General features: G+C 65.3%; 20 protein-coding genes. 12 read left to right on the forward strand and 8 right to left on the reverse strand.

Translation table 11 applies throughout. From position 1 onward, the window contains the following. Positions 1 to 8: 8 nt before the first annotated feature. Entirely contained in the window at positions 9 to 518 is a 510-nt protein-coding gene (locus tag M2341_RS13530) for a winged helix-turn-helix transcriptional regulator (protein WP_181560396.1), read from the reverse strand. 178 nt (positions 519 to 696) lie between these two features. On the opposite strand from M2341_RS13530, the gene M2341_RS13535 reads away from it, so the two are divergent. Together M2341_RS13535 and M2341_RS13540 are read left to right on the forward strand one after the other, a co-directional pair. Further along, complete coding sequence (locus tag M2341_RS13535) at positions 697 to 2,793, forward strand: RelA/SpoT family protein (protein ID WP_181560397.1); 2,097 nt, start codon at positions 697 to 699, stop codon at positions 2,791 to 2,793. Positions 2,794 to 3,030: 237 nt separating this feature from the next. Continuing rightward, positions 3,031 to 3,630 carry a PEPxxWA-CTERM sorting domain-containing protein gene (locus M2341_RS13540; protein WP_264585588.1) on the forward strand — a complete coding sequence of 200 codons (600 nt, stop codon included), beginning with the start codon at positions 3,031 to 3,033 and terminating at the stop codon, positions 3,628 to 3,630. Positions 3,631 to 3,694: 64 nt separating this feature from the next. Here the strand turns inward: M2341_RS13540 and M2341_RS13545 are convergent, their stop codons facing one another. From M2341_RS13545 to M2341_RS13565, 5 genes are all read right to left on the reverse strand, one after another. After that, positions 3,695 to 4,423, reverse strand: coding sequence for a DUF2807 domain-containing protein (locus M2341_RS13545; protein ID WP_264585589.1), 729 nt, complete (start codon positions 4,421 to 4,423; stop codon positions 3,695 to 3,697). Positions 4,424 to 4,606: 183 nt separating this feature from the next. Beyond that, entirely contained in the window at positions 4,607 to 5,137 is a 531-nt protein-coding gene (locus M2341_RS13550; RefSeq protein WP_181560400.1) for a CarD family transcriptional regulator, read from the reverse strand. 391 nt (positions 5,138 to 5,528) lie between these two features. Continuing rightward, complete coding sequence (gene fdxA, locus M2341_RS13555; protein WP_181560401.1) at positions 5,529 to 5,867, reverse strand: ferredoxin FdxA; 339 nt, start codon at positions 5,865 to 5,867, stop codon at positions 5,529 to 5,531. Between the two features lie 94 nt (positions 5,868 to 5,961). Continuing rightward, on the reverse strand, positions 5,962 to 6,246 hold the full coding sequence (locus M2341_RS13560; RefSeq protein WP_264571088.1) for an RNA-binding S4 domain-containing protein: 285 nt from the start codon (positions 6,244 to 6,246) through the stop codon (positions 5,962 to 5,964). Positions 6,247 to 6,298: 52 nt separating this feature from the next. Next, on the reverse strand, positions 6,299 to 9,268 hold the full coding sequence (locus M2341_RS13565; protein WP_264585590.1) for a helicase-related protein: 2,970 nt from the start codon (positions 9,266 to 9,268) through the stop codon (positions 6,299 to 6,301). Between the two features lie 226 nt (positions 9,269 to 9,494). Between M2341_RS13565 and M2341_RS13570 the strand changes: the two genes are divergently transcribed. From M2341_RS13570 to M2341_RS13595, 6 genes are all read left to right on the forward strand, one after another. Next, positions 9,495 to 11,081, forward strand: coding sequence for a M23 family metallopeptidase (locus M2341_RS13570; protein ID WP_264585591.1), 1,587 nt, complete (start codon positions 9,495 to 9,497; stop codon positions 11,079 to 11,081). 160 nt (positions 11,082 to 11,241) lie between these two features. After that, on the forward strand, positions 11,242 to 13,431 hold the full coding sequence (locus M2341_RS13575) for a TonB-dependent receptor (protein ID WP_264585592.1): 2,190 nt from the start codon (positions 11,242 to 11,244) through the stop codon (positions 13,429 to 13,431). A 111-nt stretch (positions 13,432 to 13,542) separates the two neighbouring features. Beyond that, positions 13,543 to 14,631, forward strand: a complete 1,089-nt coding sequence (locus M2341_RS13580) for a YjgN family protein (protein WP_264585593.1) — start codon at positions 13,543 to 13,545, stop codon at positions 14,629 to 14,631. Positions 14,632 to 14,646: 15 nt separating this feature from the next. Continuing rightward, positions 14,647 to 15,729, forward strand: coding sequence for a M48 family metallopeptidase (locus M2341_RS13585; protein WP_264585594.1), 1,083 nt, complete (start codon positions 14,647 to 14,649; stop codon positions 15,727 to 15,729). Positions 15,730 to 15,742: 13 nt separating this feature from the next. Further along, on the forward strand, positions 15,743 to 16,501 hold the full coding sequence (locus tag M2341_RS13590) for an alpha/beta fold hydrolase (protein WP_264585595.1): 759 nt from the start codon (positions 15,743 to 15,745) through the stop codon (positions 16,499 to 16,501). A gap of 8 nt (positions 16,502 to 16,509) precedes the next feature. Continuing rightward, on the forward strand, positions 16,510 to 17,448 hold the full coding sequence (locus M2341_RS13595; protein WP_264585596.1) for a hypothetical protein: 939 nt from the start codon (positions 16,510 to 16,512) through the stop codon (positions 17,446 to 17,448). Between the two features lie 19 nt (positions 17,449 to 17,467). Here M2341_RS13595 and M2341_RS13600 read toward each other — a convergent pair whose 3' ends face one another. Continuing rightward, positions 17,468 to 18,184, reverse strand: a complete 717-nt coding sequence (locus M2341_RS13600) for an SIMPL domain-containing protein (RefSeq protein WP_264586052.1) — start codon at positions 18,182 to 18,184, stop codon at positions 17,468 to 17,470. Positions 18,185 to 18,295: 111 nt separating this feature from the next. Between M2341_RS13600 and M2341_RS13605 the strand changes: the two genes are divergently transcribed. From M2341_RS13605 to M2341_RS13615, 3 genes are all read left to right on the forward strand, one after another. Then, positions 18,296 to 18,730, forward strand: coding sequence for a VOC family protein (locus tag M2341_RS13605; protein WP_264571096.1), 435 nt, complete (start codon positions 18,296 to 18,298; stop codon positions 18,728 to 18,730). Beyond that, positions 18,724 to 19,455 carry a hydroxyacylglutathione hydrolase gene (gene gloB, locus M2341_RS13610; protein WP_264585597.1) on the forward strand — a complete coding sequence of 244 codons (732 nt, stop codon included), beginning with the start codon at positions 18,724 to 18,726 and terminating at the stop codon, positions 19,453 to 19,455. Before M2341_RS13605 ends, gloB begins: the two co-directional genes overlap by 7 nt. 132 nt (positions 19,456 to 19,587) lie before the next feature. Further along, on the forward strand, positions 19,588 to 20,004 hold the full coding sequence (locus M2341_RS13615) for a DUF6491 family protein (protein ID WP_264575159.1): 417 nt from the start codon (positions 19,588 to 19,590) through the stop codon (positions 20,002 to 20,004). Positions 20,005 to 20,019: 15 nt separating this feature from the next. Here M2341_RS13615 and M2341_RS13620 read toward each other — a convergent pair whose 3' ends face one another. Next, positions 20,020 to 21,813 (reverse strand): AMP-dependent synthetase/ligase, encoded by a 1,794-nt coding sequence (locus M2341_RS13620; RefSeq protein ID WP_264585598.1) that lies wholly within the window; start codon positions 21,811 to 21,813, stop codon positions 20,020 to 20,022. A 219-nt stretch (positions 21,814 to 22,032) separates the two neighbouring features. Here M2341_RS13620 and ggt point away from each other — a divergent pair, with 219 nt between their 5' ends. Then, entirely contained in the window at positions 22,033 to 23,760 is a 1,728-nt protein-coding gene (gene ggt / locus M2341_RS13625) for a gamma-glutamyltransferase (protein ID WP_264585599.1), read from the forward strand. Positions 23,761 to 23,814: the final 54 nt, after the last annotated feature.

The following is a 23,814-nucleotide window of genomic DNA, read 5'->3' on the forward strand; positions in this document are numbered from 1 at the left end:
CGGCGGGCTCAACGCGCGGCGCCCATCGCGCGCAGGGGCGCGGCGGTGCAATCCGGCTCGTCGTCGGCCGCGGCTGGCGCCTCGATCCAGCACAGATCCTGATAGTCGAGCAGGCGTCCATCGGCAGCCTGCAAGCGCACCTCGCGGACCGGCTGCCGGTCGCGACTATCCGCCAGGATTCGGCGCGCAGGCGGCACGGGTTCCCAGCGCTCCCCCCATTGGCGCAGCGCAATCATCACCGGCATCAAGGCTTTGCCTTTCTCGGTAAGGCCGTAAGCGACACGGCGCTTGTCATTGGCGACCGGCTCACGGGTGAGGATGCCCCTCGCAACCAGCTTGCCCAGCCGATTGGACAGGATGTTGCGGGCGATGCCAAGCGCACATTGGAAATCCTCGAAATAGACGATGCCGCTGAAGCAGGCGCGCAGGATCATGAACGACCACCGCTCGCCCATCGTTTCGAGCGCGGCCGGCAGGGCGCAGCCCTCAAATGCATCAAGACCCTTGCGTTCAGCCATGGCCAGCGACGCTAGCGCATTCGGCGCGCCGCGCCAAATGGCGAGTGCTCTGGACTGTGCCTTCGTCGCACGGATCGGGCGGAGCGTGGCGTTGAGGGGACAACTTCCCCCTCGCCAGCCGCTGCAGCGCGAGTTTTTTGTTGCGCTGCACGGGGTCCGGCCACCATGTTGCGCGACGATGTTGCGTCAATATGAACTGGTCGAGAGGGTCAAAGGCTATGACCCGGATGCCGATGAGGCCCTGATCAACCGCGCCTATGTGTTTTCGGTCGCCAAGCATGGCACGCAAAAGCGCGCCAGCGGTGATCCCTACTTCAGTCATCCAATTGAAGTGGCAGGCATTCTGACTGATCTTTTCTTGGACGATAAGACCATCGTCACCGCCCTGCTGCACGATACGATCGAGGATACGCTCACCACCACGGCGGAGATCGAGCGGCTGTTCGGGCAGGACGTCGCCCGGCTGGTCGATGGCGTGACCAAGCTCAGCAAGATCGAGGCGCAGAGCGAAAGCCAGCGGGCCGCCGAGAATCTGCGCAAGTTCCTGCTCGCCATGTCGGACGATATTCGCGTGCTGCTCGTCAAGCTGGCCGACCGGCTGCACAATATGCGCACGCTGCACTTCATCAAGAACGAAGAAAAGCGCCGCCGCATCGCCCGCGAGACGATGGATATCTATGCGCCGCTCGCCGAGCGCATCGGCATGTACGAGTTCATGCGCGAGATGCAGCTCCTTGCCTTTCAGCAGCTTGAGCCCGATGCTTATGATAGCGTCACCAAGCGTCTTGCTCTGCTCAAGGAAGGCGGCGAGAGCAAGGTTGCCCGCATCTCGACGCAGCTGCAAAATATGCTCACCTCGGCGGGCATGCACGTCACGGTCTCCGGTCGCGAGAAGCATCCCTACTCGATCTGGCGCAAGACGCAGGAGCGTCACATCAGCTTCGAGCAGCTGACGGACATCATGGCGTTCCGGGTCGTCACCGACAGCACGGACGATTGCTACCGCGCCCTGGGCCTCATCCACCAGCGCTTCAAGATGGTGCCCGGGCGGTTCAAGGATTACATCTCCACGCCAAAGCGCAACGGCTATCAGTCGCTGCACACCACCGTGATCCACGAGGAGAACGCCCGCATCGAGGTGCAAATCCGCTCGGAACGGATGCATCAGGATAGCGAGTTCGGCCTTGCCGCCCACTGGGCCTACAAGCAGTCCGGCGCGCGGCCCGACGGGCAGGCCGGCTGGCTGCGCGATCTCGTCGAAATCCTCGAGCAGAGCCACGATGCGGAGGAGTTGCTCGAGCACACCCGCATGGCGATGTATCAGGATCGGATCTTCGCCTTCACCCCCAAGGGAGAGCTGCAACAGCTGCCCAAGGGATCGACGCCGGTCGATTTTGCCTATGCTGTCCACACCACGCTCGGCAACCAGACCGTCGGCGCGAAGATCAATGGGCGCGTCATGCCGCTGCGCACGCAGCTTGAGAATGGCGACCAGGTCGAGATCCTCAAATCCGATGCGCAGGAGCCGCAGCCCGGCTGGCTCAGCTTCGCGATCACCGGCAAGGCGCGCGCAGCGATCCGCCGGTTCATTCGCCAGAAGCAGCGCACCGAGACGATCGCGCTGGGCGAGAAGCTCTACGAGGAGATCGTGCTGCGCCTGCCGGTGGAGATTGGCGACAAGGCGGAGAAAGCGGCGATCAAGCGGCTCAAACTGGAAGACAAGGCCGCGCTGATGATCGCCATCGCAACCAACCGCATCTCGGACGAGGAGGTGATGAACGCCCTGGTGCCCGGCAGTGCGGAGGACGCACCCGGCGCGGCCCGGCGGCGCAAGAAGCAGGCGCAGGCCGTTTCGATCATCGGCCTGACGCCCGGCATCGCCTTCACCCTATCAGAATGCTGTCATCCCGTTCCGGGCGACCGCATCGTCGGCCTGCGGCGGCCGGGCGAACCGATCGAGGTGCATACCATCGATTGCCTCGTGCTGGAGACCGGTCAGGATGCCGACTGGGTGGACCTCAGCTGGGACAGCGAAGCCAAGGGCGGCACCGCGCGCCTTTCGGTCATCCTGAAGAACCAGCCCGGTGCTCTGGCGACGGTGGCCAACATCTTCGCGGTCAACAAGGCCAACATCCTCAACCTGCAACTGGTGAACCGCGAAGGCCCGTTCCACACCGATCTCATCGATCTTGAGGTGGAAGATGCGAGCCACGTCGCCCGAATTCTCTCGGCGTTGCGGGCCGTGGACGCCGTGGTCCAGGCGGACCGGATCTAGCCCCGGCGGGCGGCAGCGCCTTGCAAACGATCATCCCGCTTCTCCACGCGCGTTAATCCTTGCTGCAAAACAGTGCCATTGTCGGACAGCGCCCCGAGGGGCCAGGAAACTATCCTTAACGACCTCGCCCCTTTTTGCTGGCGCCTCACATGCTCGGTCATCAGGAAGCCTCCGGTGTAACGAAGGCAGGCCTGCCAAGGAAACGAGCCGAGAACGCTCAATCGGGAAGTTCGATATATGCGTAAGATCCTCATCGCGTCGCTGGTAACCTGTGCTGCTTTTGCCGTTCAGCCGGCTCAGGCCGCGCTTGTCAGCTCTGCCGCCAGCTGCTCCGCATCGGACATTGGCCTCGCGGCAAGTTCGAGCTTTAGCTGCGTCGGCTTTTATAATGGCAATCTGGCCAGTCAGGCGACCACGGGAGATCAGACGTCCGCGCTCGCCCTGCTCGGCTTGACGCTTCCCAACGCGTTTTCCAGCGCCGTGGAGAAGGTTTCCGGTTCGCCCTGGATCTCGACCACCACCCTGAATTTCGACACGATGATGTACGGCACGACCTATATCGGCGTGCACTTCGGCAACATTCCCAATCCGTCGGGCAAGGGTCAGCCGCTCGCCAACAACATCACCGCATTCTATAAGTTCGATGCTGGCACCGACGGCATCGACCTGCTCAATCTCCAGTTCGCCAGCGGCTCGAACGCGACCATCTACAAGACAGGCGCAGCGCCGGTCCCGGCTCCCGTGCCGGAGCCCGCCACCTGGGCACTGATGGTTGCCGGTCTCGGCCTGGCAGGCATGCTGATGCGCCGCCGCGCCGCGAAGGTTCAGTTCGCCTGATCAACCTGACCGCCAGAATTGCATAAGGACAGGGCGTGGGGTTTCCGGCGCCCTTTCTTTTACCTCAAGGCGCAGGGCGTCCGCAGCGCACCAGCCCACTCCCGACCTGGCGCACGGTACAGGCAGGGCGCCCCTCCACCACCGCGCTGCCGGTTCCCACCAGCATCACTTTGGCGGTTCGCTCGGCAAAGGCTTCGGCCGTCGCGGCGCCATCCACCGCGAGGTCAAGGTCCACGGCCCGCAGGTCGCTCGCATCGAGCGTGCCGCTGCCGGAGAGACCGATCTGCACCTTGCGCGCTTGCCCGGACAGGAGCGTGCTGCCCGCACCGCCTTGCACGAGCTTGAGATCGTCGAGCTCGATTCCCCTCACCTCGATGCGACCACTGCCGACGAGATTCACATCGGCAGCCGCCTTGTTGAGGCCCTTCACGCGCAGCAAACCAGAGCCCACAAGTTGCACCCGGCGCAAGCTCGGTGCTGTGAGAGCGAGGCGCGCCGTCCCCCGGTCGCCTCGCGCCCCGGCAGCGCCGGCCCCGGGCGCGCGGAGGCGCACCGTCAGCGTCCGTGCGGACACCGTCAGTTGCAGGGCATCCAGCGTGGCACGATCTCCCTCGCCCCGCGCGGACGCCCCGCGCCCGGTTTCAAGGGAGACTTCCAGTGGTCCCTCGACGCGGATGCTATCAAAATCGGTCACGATATAGGTGCGGTTCGCTGCATTGGCCGCTGACAGTCCGCCAGCGGCAGCCACGAGCATCAGCAGCCGGATCGTTCGGCGCGCGGCACCTGATGTCATGACAGTCATCCCCCGAAGCAGTTCATGAGCGCGAGCATAGCAGATGTGTCGCCCCAAGTCGCCAACACGAGCCCCCATCGTGACGAGGTGACTATGGACGATGCCCCTGGCGTGGACGCGCCCCAACAAAAAACGGCGCCCACAAGGGGCGCCGTCTCTTGATCTCTAAGGAAGAAGCCTCGATTACTCGACGCGTTCCTTGGCATATTTCGGGGCAGCCTCGTTGAGGATCTGGAGGATCTTCTTGAGAGCCGTTGCCTCGTCCACCTCTTCCATCGCCGCGAGTTCACGCGCCAGACGGCTGGAGGCGGCTTCGAAGATCTGACGCTCGGAATAGCTCTGCTCGGGCTGATCGTCCGCTCGGAACAGGTCGCGCGTCACTTCCGCGATCGACACCAGATCACCGGAATTGATCTTCGCTTCATATTCCTGTGCGCGGCGCGACCACATCGTCCGCTTCACCTTCGGCTTGCCCTTGAGGGTTTCGAGTGCCTCGCCCAGTGTCTTGTCCGAGGAGAGCTTGCGCATCCCCACGCTTTCGGCCTTGTTCGTCGGGACGCGGAGGGTCATCCGTTCCTTCTCGAAACGCAGCACATAAAGCTCGAGGTCGATCCCGGCGATCTTCTGGCTTTGCAGCTCGATCACCCGGCCGACGCCGTGCTTCGGATAGACAACATAGTCGCCGACATCAAAAGACAGCGCTTTTGCAGCCATTCTTGCGAACCTTTCTTCTATCTGTTTGTATTCTTGGCTGAGTTACGCGGCACGTTGAGAATGCAGATTTGCGAGAATGCAGATGTGCAGGTGCCAGCCACAGGCCATGCGCGAATACTCCTGAGTGACGAGGGGTGTCACTTCCCGGCGGGTTTAACAGATTCGCAACAAAATTACCAGCCTAACCGGAGGTAATCTGATATTTTGCGGCATATCGCACGCCGACACACTATGGATGGCGTGTCGCGCTGGTCTGGAGAGTTCATCTGGCCCAACCGTAGCGGGCTCGCTCCGAACCCGCCCTTAGTCCTTCGCGAGCCAATAGGTCGGCATCGCGAGGGACCACATCCGCCTGCAATTGCAGGCGAAAACAGTCAGTTGTGCGTAAGGCTCAGCCGCCTTCGCCCGGCTCGGGCGAGAAATATTTGTCGAACTTGCCGTCCTCACCCTTATGCTCTTCGGCATCCGCGGGGGGTTCGCGCTTGGTCGTGATATTGGGCCATTCGGCGGAATATTTGGTGTTCACCTCAAGCCACTGCTCGAGACCGCTCTCGGTATCGGGCAGGATCGCCTCAGCCGGGCATTCCGGCTCGCACACGCCGCAGTCGATGCACTCGTTGGGATTGATGACGAGCATGTTCTCGCCCTCATAGAAGCAATCCACCGGGCATACTTCCACGCAGTCCATATATTTGCAGCGAATGCACGCGTCGGTCACGACATAGGTCATGGCTGGCTTTCCTAGCTTGGTTTTCGCTGATCGCGATATGCGCGCGCCGCCACAGGGTCAACAGGCAAGGGCAAGGATTGCGCGTAGCTTAACTTTATCGGGGCATCACCGTCGTATCCGGGTCGGCGCCGGGCGTGATCGCACTGTAGCAAAGCTGGGCCTCGGGGGCCGGGCCACGCCGCTCCGGCAGATGTTCCACGCGGATCACGCGAATGACATTGCCCTGCGGCAAGGTGAGCAGGTCACCCACACGCACCGGCGCGTGCGCCCGCTCGATCCGGCGGCCATTGATGCGCACGATGCCCCGCTCCGCGAGCGCCTGCGCGCTAGAACGACTGGGGGACAGGCGCACGAACCAGAGGAATTTGTCGAGGCGCAAACTCGGTCCATGGCCGGTCGATGCGCCCTCATCCCGCTGCCTCGCCAGAAAGTCAGTCCTCTCGGCCGAACAAGGCGCCAAGACCGGCCAAGGCCTTGCCCGTGGCGACGATCGGCCGCTCGCGACCACCGCCGTCACGGTCCGGTCGGGGACCACGATCCGGCCTCGGGCCGCGATCGGGACGATTGTCGCGATCCGGGCGCTTGTCCCGTTCACGGCGCGGACCACCCTCGGCCGCCTTGCCGCGCCGATCCGGGCGGTTGCGCGGGCCATCGCCGGCCGCTGGGGACTGGCCATCCTGATCCTGCCGCCCCTGCTGCGCCGGACGACGATGGCCGCCGCGATTGCGCGGCCCCTCGAATTTCGGACGCGGCTTGGGCCGGCCACGGAACTGCCAGTTGGGCGCGCCTTCCGCCGCATCGGGCACCGGGCGGAAACCCGCCTGCCGCATCAGCTCCAGGAAGCTCGCTTCATTGAGGCCAATGGAGACGATCGTTGGATCATCAGCGCCATAGGGCTTGCCGGCCGCAATCGCCTCATGCGCCCCGCGTGCAAGCCGTTCGGCCATATCGATGCGCAGCCAGGCCTCGCCCAGCTTGCGGAACCCCGCAATGCGCGCGCCAATCTCGTCGATCGGCACGACAGGCTTGGCGACCTTGGCAGGTGCGGGCGCCTCAGCAACTGCCGGCGTTTCGGATGCCGGAGCCTCAACCGGCGCCGGAGCCTCCGCGGATGCTTCGGTTTCGGCCTCAACCGGCGCTGCGACGTCGCCGGCTTCCACCGGTTCGCTCGGCGCACTCGCCTTGCGCTCTTCGCTGCCACCACTCTGCAGCAGCACCGCGCCCGGCGCGGGCAGCGCCACCAGCGGCTTGCCGGATTTCAGCGAGAGCAGCACCATGCGCCATTGCGCTGCAGCCGGCTTCATCAGGCCCGGATGATACAAATCCATGACGCCGATCACCACGCCGGCCTTGCGCAAATGGGTGCGGTCTTCCTTGGCGACCTGCCCGAGCGCTTCATCCAGCGTGTTGCGCGGCACGATTCCCCCGGCGTCCGCCAGTTGCGCGAGCACCGCGCGCACCGTCGCAGGCAGTTCGGCCTCCGTGGAGCCGGCCTCCATCTTCAGCAGCGCCGGAATGTGGCGCTCGAACTGATTCTTGAGCCAGAGCGCCAGCCGATCGCGCACGCCCTGCTGAATTTCCGGGACGAGGCTGGAGAGCCCCGCATCCAGCGTCATTTCGGGCGCGAGCAGACGCTGCCCTGCCTTCAATGTCGCGACCGGGTGCCCGTTCCAGATGATCTGCGCATCACCGCCGGGAGGGCTGGCGAGAGTGAACGCTTTATCGTCCACCGCCAGCAATGCCTGAGCCATCTCGTTCAAATGCGCACCCAGTCTCCGTTCGGCAGCGGCCAGCAGCAGCCGCCTCTCATTCGCTCTCGCCAAGGGATCGACGATGAAGCGGAAGCCCCGCATCGTGCCGATCCTGTGACCATCGACTGTTACATTGCCTGCGCCGTCGACGTCCACTGACAAAAACGCCTTGGCATCACCGCCGCGCCGAAGCAAGGCGGAGGCGCGCCGATCAACGAAACGCTGCTTCAATGCGCCGTGCAACGCATCGGAAAGACGCTCTTCCAGAGCCCGCGCGCGCGCCGCCATCTCGACAGGCTGGGCCAGCCAATCGTCCCGCTGGGCGACATAGGCCCAGATTCGCACCGCACCGATCCGCCCGGCCAGCGCATCGACATCGCCCTGCACATTGTCCAGCCGGGCGAGCTGCGCTGCGAACCAGTCCTGCGGAATATGGCCGTTGCCCTGGCTCAGCCACGTCCACAGGCGGTGAATGGTGCGCGCATGGTGCTCGATGCCGAGCTTCTGGAAATCCGGCACGGAACAGGCCGCCCAGAGCCGCGCGACCTGCCCCCGGCCCCGCGCCCGTGCGCGCACGTCCGGCAGGTCGGCGAGATATTGCAGCACCGCCAGGTCAATCGCTTCGGGCGCCGCGCGCAACCCCGCGCGCTCGGGACGATCCAGCAGCGCCTCGATCAGCGTGTCGATGTCATCCATCGGCAGGTCCGCTTCCCGCCAGAAAATCTGCTCGATGGGGTCGAAGCGATGCTCCTCGATGCGCTCCACTTCTTCCGCAGAAAAAGCCGGCTCGCCATCCGCCGCGCCGACATCGCCGAATGTCCCGTCCCGTTGGTGCCGCCCTGCGCGCCCTGCAATTTGCGCCATTTCGGAGACAGTCAGGCGGCGCGTCCGCCGCCCATCGAACTTGCGCAGCGACGCGAAGGCGACATGATCGACGTTGAGATTGAGCCCCATGCCGATAGCGTCCGTGGCCACCAGATAATCGACCTCCCCGGCCTCGAACATCGCCACCTGCGCATTGCGCGTCGCAGGGCTGAGCGCGCCCATGACGATCGCCGCGCCCCCGCGATGCCGGCGCAGCATTTCAGCCACGCGGTACACCTCCTCGACGGAGAAGGCGACGACGGCGCAGCGGCGCGGCAGGCGGGAGAGCTTCTGCGGCCCGCTGTAGCGCAGGGTGGAGAAGCGCGGCCGCGTCACGATTTCCGCCTTGGGCAGCAGCGTGCGCACCAAGGGCGCCATGCTTGCCGAGCCGAGGAGCATCGTTTCCTCGCGTCCACGGGCATTCAGCATCCGGTCGGTGAAGATGTGGCCGCGCTCGGGGTCCGCGGCGAGCTGGATCTCATCCACGGCCACGAACGCGAAATCGGAGAAGGCGCCGAAGCCACCGCGAACCGGCATCGCCTCGGCAGTCGCCAGCACATAGCGGGCGCCGGGCGGCGCGATTCGCTCCTCGCCGGTCAGCAGCGCGACCTGATCGGCGCCCTTGATTCGCACCACGCGCTCGTAAACCTCACGCGCCAGCAAGCGGAGCGGAAACCCCATGAGCCCGCTCGAATGGCCGCACATCCGCTCAATCGCCAGATGGGTCTTGCCCGTGTTGGTCGGTCCCAGGACCGCCTTGAGAGCTGCAGGCTCGTAGCTCGACATGATTGGCTGACACATGGAGCGCGCCGTGGCTCACGGCAAGGCTCAATCCAGACCCCGCATGAATTAGGGATGGTTCCGCAATCAGCCGACGATTGCGCACAACTCGCCGCAAGCTATGGGTCGATATTGTGTCTTTATTTGACTTTAACCCCCTGCCTTTACAAACAAAGCGCGACGTTTGGCAGTCGCGACAGCGTGGCAGAAGCCGTCAGGGGCGCATCAATTCGTGTTTCAGAAGATCGAGCTTAGCCCCACGCAGGGCGCCGGCACCGGTACGCTTTGGCTTAACAGCCCGGCGAAGGTGCTCGCACCGCTCCGCTCTGGAGACTGGCGCGAGCGGGTGCAGGACTGGGCGCATCGCGTCGATCTCGCGCCAGATCTTGGCCAGAACATCGGCAGCCGGACCTGGTGGCGCGGCTTCATTACGTGCTTTTCGCTGTGCGGCATCATGGTCATGTCCGCGCCCGGCGTCCTGACCGTTCCCGGCGCACAACCCGCGCCGCTCTCGACCGAGCAGTTGGACCAGTATCGCTCGCAGATGATCAGCGCCTCGGCGCTCGGGGCCGATACAGGCAAGCGCATGGGACCGACCGATCTGGTCGCGCCGTTGCGCGAGACGCCCGAGCGCCCGCAGATCGAGCTGGATGCCGCCGTCGGCACTGGCGACAGCTTCGCCCACACCCTCTCGCGCGCCGGCATCAGCAGCAATGATGCCAGCGCGGCGATGGCGCTGATCCGGCAGGCCGTCGATCCCGCCACGATCGCGCCCGGCACCCGCGTGCGCATCGTGCTCGGCCGGCGCGCCAACCGCAATGTCGCACGCCCGCTGGATCATCTGTCCCTCCGCGCGAAGCTCGAGCTGGCGCTGGAGATCACCCGGCAGGATGGCGCGCTGACGCTGCGCCGCATTCCCATCATTGTGGACAACACGCCACTGCGCATTCGCGGCCAGGTGGGTGACAGCCTCTACCGCTCCGCCCGCGCAGCCGGTGCCGATCCGTCGACGATCCAGGCCTATCTCAAGGTGCTGTCGGCGCAGGTCAATGTCGGCAACGGCCTGCGGGCTGGCGATACGTTCGATATCATCGTCGCCCATCGCCGCGCCGCGACCGGTGAAAGTGAGACCGGAGAGCTGCTGTTCGCGGGCCTCCAGCGGCAGCGAGGCAAGGACATCAACCTGCTGCGCTGGACGCAGGCCGGGCGCGCGCAGTGGTTCGAAGCATCCGGCGTCGGTGAGCGGCGCGGTGTTCTCGCCCGTCCGGTAAGCGGGCGGCAGAGTTCCGGCTATGGCATGCGCAGGCACCCGATCCTCGGCTATAGCCGGATGCACGCCGGTCTCGACTTCGCCGCCAGCACCGGCACACCCATTTATGCGGTGAGCGACGGCCGGGTGACCTATTCCGGTTGGCACGGCGGCCATGGCAAGTACGTCAAGATTGAGCATGGTGGCAGCCTTGGTTCTGGCTACGGCCATATGAGCCGCATCGCCGTCGCCGCTGGTCAGCGCGTCAAGCGCGGGCAGGTCATCGGTTATGTCGGCTCGACCGGCCTCTCCACCGGACCGCACCTGCACTACGAACTCTATCGCAATGGGCGCACGATCAATCCGGCGAGCGTGAAGTTCACGGAGACAGCGCAACTGGCCGGCGCCGAACTGCGCGCCTTCAAGGGCCGCCTTGCCGAACTCAAGCGCCTGCGCGCCGGCCTTCCTGAGCCTGCGAAGACGGAGCCGACGGAAATGGCAGCGAGCAATGCCTCAAGCGCTGCTGCGTCCGCTCAGTCGGCAGGCGGCGGGTCCAGCCGCACGCGATAAGCGCGATCCGCTCGGTCGCGAGCGACGCCGTTCCTCTCGGATGCCACGCCTTCGGCGCGCCTGACGCGCCCCGCCCTACTGCCGCGTCAAAATTCGCACGAAGCGAACGCCGACGACATTTCGCTTGCGCAGCATTTTCTCACTCGTTACGTTATATCATATGAACACCAATCTCCGTCCGCGCCTCGCGCATACCGCCGCCTTCTCCGCCCTTCTCTCCAGCGCCGCGCTGTTCGCAGCTCCCGCTCTGGCGCAGCGCCAGCCGCCGCCGGATACCGGCGAAGCGCATGGCCATGACGATCGGCCGGAAAACATCGTCGTCACCGCGATCATCCCGCGCTCGCATATCGATGTGCTTGGCGGCACATCCGTCCTCACCGGCGAGGAGTTGGCCCGCGACATCCGCCCGAGCCTGGGCGAGACGCTGGCCCGGCAGCCGGGCGTTTCTTCCACATCCTTCGGTCCTGGCGCCTCTCGCCCGATCCTGCGCGGCTTCTCGGGCGACCGCATCCGCCTGCTCACCGATGGGATCGGCAGCTTCGATGCGTCCGCCACCTCGGTGGACCATGCCGTCGCAATCAATCCGCTGCTCGCCGACCGGATCGAGGTGCTGCACGGCCCTGCGGCATTGCTCTATGGCTCTTCCGCGGTCGGCGGCGTCGTCAATGTCATCGACACGCGCATTCCCACGCATCTGCCCGAGGGCGGCTTCGATCTGGCCGCCACCGGGACATTCGGCAGCGCCGCCCGCGAGAAATCGCTCGCCGGCAAGACCGACATTGCATTGGGCGGCGGCTTTGTGTTCCATGCCGATGGCAGCTGGATCGAAACCGGCGATCTGCGCAGCGGCGGCTATGTGTTGGGCGCCGAGCCCCGGGCCGAAGCGCTGGAAAGCGACGAAGCCGACATTCGCGACCTCGCCGGGCTGCGCGGGCGCATCCCCAATTCCGCTATCGAAGGCTGGAGCTACACCGGCGGCCTCAACTACATCGATTCCGGCGGGTCCCTCGGCTTCTCGGTCGGCCGCTCGCAATTCACCTATGGCCTGCCGATCCGCTACGTGACGCACGAGGATCATGAGGACGAAGGCGCGATCGAGGGCGAAGAAGGCGAGCACGAGCATGGCGCCGAGGAAGTCAAAATCCAGATGAAGCAGACCCGTGCCGATCTGCGCGCGCAAGTGAATGTGGGCGGCGGATTGCTCGACCAGATCCGCCTGCGCGCCGGCTGGGCCGATTACGAACATGCCGAAATGTCGCTCGACGGGCAGGACATTCACACCCGCTTCTTCACGCAAGGCCTCGAAACCCGGCTCGATCTCGTGCAGGCGCGCCGGGGCGGATGGGAAGGCGCGATTGGCGGGCAGATGCTGCTGCGCAAGAGCCACATCGAGGGCGAGGAGAAGTTCCTGCCGGCGATCGACAGCGAGACCTGGGGCCTGTTCACGCTGCAGGCGCTCGATCTCGGCAAGGTGCGGCTGGAGGCCGGCGCGCGCTTCGAGCACAACCGCATCGAGGCGGCGCAGGACAGCGACCTCGGCTCGCCGGACTATCGCCGCAACTTCGACACGGTGTCGGGATCGCTCGGCGCCAGCTATGCCATCGCGACTGACTGGCGGGTCGGCGTCAACCTCTCGCGGGTCGAGCGGGCGCCCACGGCGGATGAACTCTTCGCGCGCGGCAACCATGCCGGCACGCAGGCTTTTGAGCTTGGCAATCCCAACTTCGGCACCGAGCGCGGCTGGGGCGTCGAGGGTACGCTGCACGGACGGGGCCCGGACTTCCACCTCACCGTCTCGGGCTTCTACAACAAGTTCGACCGGTTCATTTACGATTCCATCGTCGATGACAGCGCCTGTCTGGCGGCCAGCGGCGCGACCTCGCTCGAATTCCCCTGCTTCGCCTATCTGCAATCCGGCGCGGAATATTATGGCGCGGAGATTCAGGCAGATTGGACGGCGGCAACATTCGGCCGCACCGAGCTGCGCCTGGACGGTCTGGCCGACTTCACGCGCGCAACGCTCGACAACGGCGAGCCCGTGCCACGCATCCCGCCGCTGCGGCTTCTTGGCGGTGCCACGCTCGATGCCGGCGAATGGTCTGTGCGCGGCGAGATCGAGCATGCCTTCAAGCAGGATCGGGTAAGCGCGCGCGAGACCGTTACGCCCGCCTACACCTTCGTCAACGCCGGGCTGACCTGGAAACCCGCCATCGCGAACCAGCGGGTCTCCTTCTCCCTGCAAGCCAACAACATCTTCGATGTCGAGGCGCGGCGCCACGCCAGCCTGCTCAAGGATTACGCCCCGCTCGCCGGGCGCGACATACGCCTCACGGTCTCCCTCGCCCTGTGAGTGCCGGGCGGGGCGCCCCTCTTCGCGCCCCGCCCTTTTTTCTCAGTCACTTGACAGGTCAGCTGCATCCGGTGTCTGGTCGCCCGCGCAATAGCCGGGGGACCATTGCCAATGAACGACCAGACCGACCGTGCATTCGGTTTTGAAGGAAGCTGGCGGGAATACGCCCCGATTGCCTTCACCAATCTGCTGCTGACCATCGTGACGCTGGGCGTCTATCGGTTCTGGGCAACGACGCGGACGCGGCGCTATTTGTGGAGCCGCACCCGCTTCATCGACGAGCGGCTGGAATGGACCGGCACCGGCGTTGAACTGCTCATCGGCTTCCTGATCGTGCTGGTGCTCTTCGGCATCCCCTTCCTGTTTCTCAACTTTGGCATGCAGGCGATGGTGTTGCGCGGACAGGCACCGCTCGCCGGCGTGCTGGGCCTAACGTCGTTCATGGTGATCTTCTATCTCGCCGGCGTGGCACGCATGCGGATGCTGCGCTATCGCCTCAGCCGCACCTGGTGGCACGGCATTCGCGGCGGCAGCAATGACAAGGGCTGGGCCTATGGCTGGTCCTACGTCTGGCGCAACATCGTCGCGTGGATGGTGATCGGCCTGCTCATTCCCTGGTCTATGACCTCGCTATGGAACGACCGCTGGAACGCGATGAGCTTTGGCCCCCATCCCTTCCGCGCGGCGGCAATGCCCGGACAAATCTTCCGCCGGTTCCTGCTGTTCTACCTGCTGCCGTTCATCATCTTTGCCGTCATGGCCGTACTCATCTTTGCAGGTGGTGGCGCTGCGATGCGTGGCGGTTTCGATCCCGAGACGCAGGCCCAACCCGGCCTCGCCTTCGTGCTCGCGATGATCCTGATGGTGCTGCTGATCTATACGATCATCGGCTTTTTTGCGCTGGCCTATTACGCCAAATTCTTCCGCGTGGCCGTGAGCAGCCTGTCACTTTCGACGCTCGATTTCCACTTCTCGGCCCGCACCAAGGACTGGTTCAAGCTCATCCTCGGCGACATCGCGCTGGTGGTGCTGACGCTCGGCATCGGCCTCGTCTTCCTCTCCTACCGGCACTGGAAGTTCTTCATCGTCCATCTCGATGCCAGCGGCGAGATCAGCCTCTCATCTCTCACCCAGTCGAGCACGAATGCGCCGGGTCAGGGCGAGGGCCTTGCCGATGCGTTCGACATCGGCGCCATCTAGCTCCATAGCGCGCGCATGACCCAGGCCGGCCCGGACGAGACCATCTGGCATTATGATGGCACCAGCGCAACGCGCCATCATCCGGTTCTGGAATGGACAGCGGAGACGTTCACGCTCCGCTGGGGTCTGAACAAAAGCGGCCCGCACCGCTGGGGCGATCTGGTGCCGGTCGATGGCAGCGGCGGGCGCTCTATTTATGGCCTGCGCGGACAGCATGGCTGGCGGCTCGGCTTCACCGGCGCGCCACCGCAGGACTTCGCGATCCACCTGCCCCTCCCCGCGCGTTATGGCCGCTGGATCGACCGTGTCGGCCTGTGGCGGGCGCTGGCGCTCTTCGCCGTGATCGCGGCGGGCGTCGTCTATGCCGTCCTCCGCGCGCCCGATTGGATCGCGCCGCATGTTCCGCTCAGCTGGGAGCAGCGGCTCGGCGATGCCATGATCGGCGATTTCGGCGGTCGCCTGTGCCAGACCCCGCAGAGCCGCGCCGCGCTCGACAAGCTCCAGCGCAAGCTCGGGGAAGGTGTACCCATCCGCCGCATCGGCATCGCCAATGTAAAGATGGTCAATGCGGTCGCCCTGCCCGGCGGCCACATCCTGCTGTTCGACCAGCTCATTCAGGATGCCCAGTCGCCCGATGAGGTAGCGGGCATCCTCGCCCATGAGATCGGCCATGTCCGCAACCGCGACACGATGACAGCGCTGATCCGCCAGTTTGGCCTCAGCATCGTGCTGGGCGGGTTCGGCGGCGACCTCGGCAACACCGCCAACGGCCTGCTGTCCCTGAGCTATGGTCGCGATGCCGAGCGGGCGGCGGACAGCTACTCCATCGGCGCCTTGCAAAAGGCCGACATATCGCCCCTGCCGACCGCCGCTTTCTTTAAACGCCTCGGGGGAGGCGACGGCGGGGAGCAGATCGAGCGTGCCGCCAATCTCATGGCCTCGCACCCCATCTCCGCCGAGCGGCGCAAGGCGTTCGAGGCCTCGGCGCGCAAGGGCCACCGCTATGAGGCCGCACTGACTCCGGCGGAATGGCGCGCCATCGTGAATGCCTGCAAGGATGACAAGGACGTCGCCCCTGCCAGTCGCTTCCCGTTCTGATAAGGGCAGCGTCATGACTGACGATACCACCAGCGCACCGCCCGCCTTCCTGCCCAACGCCGCGGGCCTGCGCCTCGCCTACCGCCACCGGCCCGGCACAGCGCCGACCGTCGTCTTCCTCCCCGGCTACATGTCGGACATGATGGGCAGCAAGGCGCTGGCGCTGGACGACTGGGCCGCCGCCCAAGGCCGCGCCATGCTCCGTTTCGATTATGCCGGCTGCGCCGAGAGTGCAGGTCGGTTCGAGGACGGCACACTCGCCAGCTGGCGCGACGATGCCCGCGCCGTGATCGATCATTGCGTCCCCGCCGGACCGATCATCCTCGTCGGCTCATCCATGGGCGGCTGGCTGGCCCTGCTGCTCGCCCGCGATTTGGGCGCGCGCGTCGCCGGCCTCGTCGGCATCGCCGCCGCGCCGGATTTTACCAATTGGGGCTTTGATGCCGCGCAAAAAGCGATCTTGCAGCGCGAGGGCAAGTTGGTCGAGCCTACGCCTTATGGCGATCAGCCCTATGTGACCACACGCGCCTTCTGGGCGTCGGGCGAGGCGCTGCGGCTGCTCGATGGCGAAATCGCGATCGAGTGCCCCATCCGCCTGCTGCAAGGACAGGCCGATGCCGACGTCCCCTGGCAGATCGCCGTGCGGATCGCGCAGCAGGTTCGTTCAGCCGATGTGCAGACGCTGCTCGTCAAGGATGGCGATCATCGCCTCTCGCGCCCGCAGGACATTGCCCTGCTGATCGCGACTGTCGCGCGCCTCGTGGAGTCCTGACCCTGCCTATGCTCGTTGCCGCCGCGCTTTCCCTCGCCCAGCTCGCCCAAGCGAGCGTGCCCCAGCATGATCCGGAAATCGAGGCGCTGCTGCGGCGACGAGACGAGATGCGCCGCGCCGAGGCCGAGCAGAGAGAGCAGCGCCCCTGGATCGAGCAGGTTCCGGGGGAACGCGCCGGCAATGACAGCACGGAACTCGCCGCCGTCGTCCCGCCCGCCATTGCACCCCGCTTCGCCACTTGTCTGGAGCGCGCCAACGCAAACCCCTCCGAGGGCATTGCCGATGCGGACGCCTGGGCAAAGGCCGATGGCGGCGCCTATGCCGCGCAGTGCCGGGGCTATGCGCTCGGGCAGGCCGGGCGCTGGAGTGATGCGGCAAAGGCTTTCGAGGATGGCGCGGCCTTCAAGGGCCTCGACGCGGTAACGCAGGCGCGATTATGGTCGCAGGCCGGCAATGCCGCGCTGATCGCAGGCGAAACGCCGCGCGCGCTGCGGGCGCTGGATGCGGCCCTCTTGCGCCCCCTGCCCAAGACGCTTGCGACCGGAGAAATCTATCTGGATCGCGCCCGCGCCCGCGTGGCCGCCAACGATCTGCCCGGCGCCCGTACCGACCTCGATCAGGCGATCGTGCTGGCCGCCGCCGATCCGCTCGCATGGCTGCTCTCGGCCACGCTCGCCCGGCGCATGAACGACCTGCCCTTGGCTCGCCTGCATATCGAGGAAGCCGCCAGCCGCGCCCGCAGCGATGCCGCCATTGCGCTGGAACAGGGCATCATTCTGGCGCTCTCAGGCAATGACGCCGGCGCCCGCGCCGCCTTCAGCCGCAGCAAGGAACTGGCTGCGCGCGATAGCGATATTGCCCGGCAGGCCACCGATTATCTCGCCCAGCTGAACGGCGAGCCGGCCCCCGCGGCCGCTGCTACGACAGGGACCGAAACCGGGCGATGAAGCGTGCGTGCGGCCGACCTCAGTCGAGGTAGAAATCCACCGTCGTCACGACCCGCACCTTCTTGAACGGCGTGTCGGCCGCGCCGTAACCGCCGGATGTCTCGCCATCACGCGGCTCGATGGAGAAATAGCCCTGCGTCGCACTCTTGATGCCGCCCACGCCGGTGCCGCTATCCTTGGCGAACTGTTCGGCCGAGGAGCGCGCATCCTTGGTCGCGGCGGCGACCATCTCCGGCTTGATATCGTTGAGCTTGGTGAAGCTATAGCTCATCGCCGAACCTTCTTGCAGCGTCACGCCGCGCCGCACGAGATCGAACTGATTGGCCACCGCCTTTTGCGCCCGATCGATATCGGTCGTGCGCAACTGCATCCGCTGGGTGATCGTGATGTTGGGAACGCCGTTGTTGATGAACTGGTTGACCCCGGCCCCGGTCGCGGTCAGCGCATTGTCCGGGAAGCCGAGGCTCTTGAAATAGCCGCGCAGTTCGGCCGTATTGCCCTCGATATCGGCCCGCACGCTGGCAAGGTCGGTGCCGGTCGCGGAATAGGCGATGGTCCAGGTCGCGAGGTCTGCGGTGACATTCCGCTCGGCGAGGCCCCGCACCGTGACGGATCGGTCAGCTGTGTGGGCACGCCGCAGGCCATCCCCAAGCAGGTAGCCACCGGTGATCATGCCGCCCGCAAGCACCACAGCACCTGCCAAAGCGACCTTGTTCATGTCCTGCAGCCAAACCATTGTGCGCATTCCTCTCTTTTCCCGCGACCGCGAGACGCCTATTTGAGAGGTGACTATCTCACTCTTGTGCTGAACCGTTGCTGACGCGGGACCAAAGGAAAGAGCTGCACCATGCCCAAATATCTCCACACCATGATCCGCGTCACCGACATCGACGCAACCTTGCGCTTTTTCGAATTGCTCGGCCTTAAGGAAGTCCGTCGCTTCGATAATGAGAAGGGTCGCTTCACGCTCGTTTTCGTCGCCGCGCCGGGCGATGAGGATGCGCAGGTGGAACTGACCTACAACTGGCCGCCGGAAGACGGCAGCGCCGGCGAAAGCTATGGCGGCGGGCGCAATTTCGGCCACCTCGCCTATCGGGTCGAGAATATCTACGAGACCTGCCAGCGCCTCATGGACAATGGCGTGACCATCAACCGCCCGCCCCGGGACGGCCATATGGCATTTGTCCGCACGCCCGATGGCATTTCCATCGAGCTGCTGCAGGATGGCCATCTCGAGCCGGCCGAACCCTGGGCGTCGATGCCGAACACGGGTGAATGGTGAGCACGCTCGAAATCCTGCGTGTTCCGGTTCTGTCGGATAATTATGTCTGGCTGGTTCATGACAAGCCGAGCGGGGAGACGCTGGTCGTCGACCCCTCGGTGGCCGAGCCGGTGCTGGCGGCCGCGCAGGCGCGCGGCTGGTCCATCACCCAGATCTGGAACACGCACTGGCATGGCGATCATATCGGCGGGAATGCGGGCATCGTAGCAGCGACCGGCGCCACCGTCACGGCGCCCGCCGCCGAACTCGCGAAAATCCCCAATGTCGATCGCCCGGCACGCGAAGGCGACCGGGTGCGGCTGGGCAACCATGAAGCGGTGGTGATGGAGGTGCCCGCACACACCGCCGGCCACGTCGCCTATCACTTTGCGGAAGATGCCATGATCTTCGTAGGGGATACGATGTTCGCCATGGGTTGCGGCCGGCTCTTCGAGGGCACGCCCGCGCAGATGTACGCCAACATGCGACGCTTCGAGGCCCTGCCCGACGACACCCAGGTCTATTGCGCGCACGAATATACGCTCTCCAACGGCAAGTTCGCCCTTCAGGCAGAACCGCAGAATGAGGCCATCGCGGATCGCCTCGCGCAGGTCGAAGCTGCCCGCGCGCGCGACGAGGCCACCGTTCCCACAACGATCGCGCTGGAACGCGCCACCAACCCCTTCATGCGCGCCCAAAGCGTGGAGGAACTGGCCAGCCGGCGCGCGGCCAAGGACAGGGGCTAGGCAATAGAGGCCACGGCGCTCTGTCCTGGCCTGCGCAACCAAGGGCCCGCACATTCGTATCCGTCATACAAGATGCGAGACAGCCGGAAATCTGCTAGTTTCGCGAGACAGAAGGACGCGAGAGGAGCGGAGATGATGAACAGATTGTGTCTCTCATTGGCGGTCCTGCCGCTGGCCGCCTGCGCGACGGCGGGTCCCGCTCCCGAACCGAGGCTCAGCGAACGCGAAACGCAGGAGTTGGAGCGTCTGCTGGAGGGCAAGACGGCGGGCGAGCCCGTCTCCTGCGTGACCTCATTCGACAGCAGCCGCCTGCGGTCCATCGGCGATAACACCCTGGTCTATGTCGTGAGCAAGGATCAGGTCTATCTCAACCGTCTGCAGGGGAGCTGCACCGGCATCTCGCGCGGCGACACGCTGGTCATGAACCGCATGAGTTCGTCGCAATACTGCCGGGGCGACATCGCCCGCGTGGTGAACCTGCCTTCGGGCGCGATGACCGGCAGCTGTGCACTGGGCGACTTCATTCCCTATCGCACGCCCGGCAAGTAACACGCCGGGCAGCCGTCACGCCTTGTAAAGCGCGTCCAGCCGCGCCTGATAGCGTGCGCGGATCACGTGGCGGCGGATCGACTGCTTGGGCGTCAGCATCTCATTGTCGATCGTGAACGGCTCGTCCGCCAACGCAAAGCGCCGCACCTTCTCGATCACGGACAGGTCAATATTGACGCGATCGACCGCGGCCCTGATCGCCCCGTGCAACGACAGGTCCTCACGCAAGGCCTCAAGATCGGCCGGCTTGCCCTGCGCTTGTGCCCATGCCTTGAGCCAGTCCGGATCGGGCACGATCAGCGCGACGATGTGCGGGCGCCGGTCGCCATGCACCATCACCTGCCCGATTTCCGGCTGCAGGGTCAGCATGCCCTCCAGCTTGGCCGGGGCGACATTGTCGCCCTTGTCATTCACGATCAGGTCCTTCTTGCGGTCCGTGATCATCAACCGCCCGGCATCGTCGAACCGGCCGATATCACCGGTGTGCAGCCAGCCATCCTGGATGGCCCGCGCGGTTTCCGCCGGGTTGTTCCAATAGCCCTTCATTACCAGCTCGCCGCGCACGAGGATTTCGCCATCCTCGGCAATGCGCACCTCCACATGCTTGAGCGGCGGCCCCACCGTGTCCATCCGCAGCCCGACCGAGGGACGATTGCAGCTTACCACCGGTCCCGACTCCGTCTGGCCATAGCCTTGCAGCAAGGTGAGACCGAACGACTGGAAAAAGGTCCCCACCTCCGGGTTGAGCGGCGCACCGCCGGAGACGAGCGCCTTCATCCTGCCGCCGAACCGGGCCTGGATTTTGGGATTGATCGTCCGGTTGAGCACGGCCTCGAGCGGCTTGTTCCACAGGGGCAGCGTGCCGCCCCTCTCGGCCCGCTTGGCGCCCAGCCGCAGTGTCTGCTCCAGCAGCAGCGCGGGCACCTTGCCCTGCTTCTCCACCGCCTTGGTGACGCGGGTTTTCAGCAGCTCGAACAAGCGCGGCACGACCACCATGATGGTCGGTCGGGTTTCGGCAATATTGCTGGCCAGCTTTTCAAGGCTCTCGGCATAATAGATCTGCCCGCCCAGACCGATCGGCAGGAACTGCCCGCCCGAATGCTCATAGGCATGGCTGATCGGCAGGAACGAGAGGAACACCTCGTCGTCCCAGCCGAAATCACCGGCAATGATGTCGACACAGCCTTCCACATTGCAAAGGATCGCACCGTGATGCTGGATCACCCCGCGCGGCGCCCCGCCGGTTCCGCTGGTGTAGATCAGGCAGGCGATATCATCGCGCGTGGCCGTCTGCTCGGCGGCGCAGGCGACAGGATCGGCCGGATGCTCGGCGATGAGCGTCGCCCAGTCACAGATCTGCACAGCCGAGTTCTGCATCGACTTGATCGGCTCGATGCTGATCGCGAATTCGATCCGCGAGCGCACGACGGCGGGCAGCAGGATCGCGCCGATTTTCGCGGTGGAGAAGATCACCGCCCGCGCGCCGCTATTGCCGATGATATGCTCATGATCGCGCGTGGTGTTGGTGGTGTAGGTGGGCACGGTGATGGCGCCCGCCGCCATGATCGCCAGATCGGCAATGCAGAATTCCGGTCGGTTCTCACAGACCAGCATCACCCGGTCGCCCGGCGCGACGCCCAGCGCCTTGAGCGCCTTTGCCATTGAGGCGACCCGGCGGGCGGTCTCCATCCAGCTGATCGGCTGCCATTGCTCGCCCTGCTTGGCCCACAGGAACGGCCGCTCGCCGCGCTCCATGGCGCGCGTGAAAAACATGGCGGTCAGGCTTGGAAAATATTCGAGGGCCTGCAAGCAACGCTCTCCTTGAACCGGCTGCTCCGACAACGAGCGCCTTTACATCCCATATAGCGCGCCGTTCCGCGAGGGCCACTCTGCCCGCGCGCCCGATCGCGCATGCGCGGCAGCGCCGGCAAGATACGCACATCATCCCCTTGCTTCGGGATCGTGCGCGCCCCACTGTGCCGCGACTGCAGCGCAGCGTCATCGATTACAACCAAGCGGGCTTGCCATATGTTCCATTTCCGTGCCGCCATCGGCTTCCTTTCCGCGCTAGCCCTGACGGCCTGTGCGACGACTGCGCCGCCCCGCTCGAGCACAGCGCCGCGTCCTGCTTCGTCGGTAGCCCAGAATTTCGTCGTGGCCTCCAATCCGCTGGCCGCGGAAGCCGGCATGAAGATTCTGCGCCAGGGCGGCAGCGCAGTCGATGCGGCCATTGCCGTGCAGGCGATGCTCTCGCTTGTCGAACCCCAGAGCTCAGGCATGGGCGGCGGCGCATTCATGACCTTCTTCGATGGCGGCACAGGCAAGGTGGTCGTCTATGACGGCCGGGAAACCGCGCCCGCCGGTGCCACGCCGGACATGTTTCTCGGTGCCGACGGCAAGCCCATCCCCTTCCGCGACGCGCTGGTGAGCGGCCGGGCGACCGGCGTGCCGGGCGCGGTGCGGATGCTGGCCCTGGCTCATGACGAGCATGGCAGCCTGCCCTGGAAATCTCTCTTCGGCGACGCGGAGCGGACGGCACGCACCGGCTTCACCATCACGCCGCGCCTGGCCAAGTTCCTGGAAGGCAATTTCCCCCAGATGCAGGTGGCCGATGCGCGGCGTTATTTTTCTGCCCCGGACGGATCGATCAAGAAGGCCGGCGATCAGCTCGCCAATCCCGCTTATGCCGATTTTCTGCAACGGCTCGCGGTGCAAGGGCCGTCCGCGCTCTATGCCGGCGATACCGCGCAACGGATCGTGACGCGCGTTGCCGCCGGGCCGCTAAGCAGCAGCATGACACTGGCTGATCTGGCGGCCTACCGTCCGATCAAGCGTGAGGCCGTGTGCCATCCGTACCGGGTCTATGTCGTCTGCGTACCGCCGCCGCCATCCAGCGGCGTCGCCTTCCTGCAATTGCTCTCCCTGTTGGAACGCACCGACATCGACAAGCGCGGGCCAGCCGACCCGCAGGCATGGTTCCTGTTCGCCGAGGCAAGCCGGCTGATGTACGCCGATCGCGACCGTTATGTCGGCGATCCGGCGTTCACTGCCGTTCCCGTCGCCGGGCTCCTCGATAGCGCCTATGTCGACAGCCGGGCAAAGCTGATCGGCGCTACCGCGGGACCGCCACCCTCGGCCGGCGTGCCGCCCGGCGCGCAGATCGCCGGCATCGACGACACCCATGAGCCTGGCGGCACCTCCCATTTCATCGTGGGCGACGCGCGCGGCAATGTCGTGTCGATCACGACGACCGTCGAATCCATCTTCGGCACAGGCCGCATGGTCGATGGCTTCTTTCTCAATAATCAGCTGACCGATTTTTCCTTCACGCCGCAGGATGCGGACGGAAGGCCGGCAGCCAACGCCGTCGCCCCCGGCAAGCGCCCGCGCTCCTCGATGATCCCGCTGGTGATGATCGATCGCGCGGGCCACTTCGCGGGCGCCATTGGCTCAGCCGGCGGCAACGCCATTCTCGCTTATGTCGGCAAGTCGCTGGTCGCTGCGGTGGACTGGGGTCTCCCCATGCAGGAAGCCCTCGCCCTCCCCAATCTCATCGCACGTGGCTCTGCCTTTCAGGGTGAAGTGAGCAAGTTCTCGCCGGACACGCTGGCAGGCCTGAAGGCCCGCGGCATCGACCTGCGACCCGGACAAGGTGAAGACAGCGGTGTTCATGCCGTCATCATCCGCAATGGCGTGGTGGACGGCGGCTATGACCCGCGCAGAGAGGGGCGGGTCTTGGTGGAAGCGGCGCGCTGACCGCTGGAAAGGGTTCGAGCTAAGCGCAAAATGGAAAAGGTGGACAGCGTTTGT

Source organism: Sphingobium sp. B7D2B (assembly GCF_025961895.1).
GTDB lineage: Bacteria > Pseudomonadota > Alphaproteobacteria > Sphingomonadales > Sphingomonadaceae > Sphingobium.

What these genes read in the sequence shown, in the direction of transcription:
- M2341_RS13530 (WP_181560396.1), bottom strand. Translation starts at nt 518, where the DNA reads ATGGCTGAACGCAAGGGTCTTGATGCATTTGAGGGCTGCGCCCTGCCG.
- M2341_RS13535 (WP_181560397.1), top strand. Translation starts at nt 697, where the DNA reads ATGTTGCGTCAATATGAACTGGTCGAGAGGGTCAAAGGCTATGACCCG.
- M2341_RS13540 (WP_264585588.1), top strand. Translation starts at nt 3,031, where the DNA reads ATGCGTAAGATCCTCATCGCGTCGCTGGTAACCTGTGCTGCTTTTGCC.
- M2341_RS13545 (WP_264585589.1), bottom strand. Translation starts at nt 4,423, where the DNA reads ATGACATCAGGTGCCGCGCGCCGAACGATCCGGCTGCTGATGCTCGTG.
- M2341_RS13550 (WP_181560400.1), bottom strand. Translation starts at nt 5,137, where the DNA reads ATGGCTGCAAAAGCGCTGTCTTTTGATGTCGGCGACTATGTTGTCTAT.
- fdxA (WP_181560401.1), bottom strand. Translation starts at nt 5,867, where the DNA reads ATGACCTATGTCGTGACCGACGCGTGCATTCGCTGCAAATATATGGAC.
- M2341_RS13565 (WP_264585590.1), bottom strand. Translation starts at nt 9,268, where the DNA reads ATGTCGAGCTACGAGCCTGCAGCTCTCAAGGCGGTCCTGGGACCGACC.
- M2341_RS13575 (WP_264585592.1), top strand. Translation starts at nt 11,242, where the DNA reads ATGAACACCAATCTCCGTCCGCGCCTCGCGCATACCGCCGCCTTCTCC.
- M2341_RS13580 (WP_264585593.1), top strand. Translation starts at nt 13,543, where the DNA reads ATGAACGACCAGACCGACCGTGCATTCGGTTTTGAAGGAAGCTGGCGG.
- M2341_RS13585 (WP_264585594.1), top strand. Translation starts at nt 14,647, where the DNA reads ATGACCCAGGCCGGCCCGGACGAGACCATCTGGCATTATGATGGCACC.
- M2341_RS13590 (WP_264585595.1), top strand. Translation starts at nt 15,743, where the DNA reads ATGACTGACGATACCACCAGCGCACCGCCCGCCTTCCTGCCCAACGCC.
- M2341_RS13595 (WP_264585596.1), top strand. Translation starts at nt 16,510, where the DNA reads ATGCTCGTTGCCGCCGCGCTTTCCCTCGCCCAGCTCGCCCAAGCGAGC.
- M2341_RS13600 (WP_264586052.1), bottom strand. Translation starts at nt 18,184, where the DNA reads ATGGTTTGGCTGCAGGACATGAACAAGGTCGCTTTGGCAGGTGCTGTG.
- M2341_RS13605 (WP_264571096.1), top strand. Translation starts at nt 18,296, where the DNA reads ATGCCCAAATATCTCCACACCATGATCCGCGTCACCGACATCGACGCA.
- gloB (WP_264585597.1), top strand. Translation starts at nt 18,724, where the DNA reads ATGGTGAGCACGCTCGAAATCCTGCGTGTTCCGGTTCTGTCGGATAAT.
- M2341_RS13615 (WP_264575159.1), top strand. Translation starts at nt 19,588, where the DNA reads ATGATGAACAGATTGTGTCTCTCATTGGCGGTCCTGCCGCTGGCCGCC.
- ggt (WP_264585599.1), top strand. Translation starts at nt 22,033, where the DNA reads ATGTTCCATTTCCGTGCCGCCATCGGCTTCCTTTCCGCGCTAGCCCTG.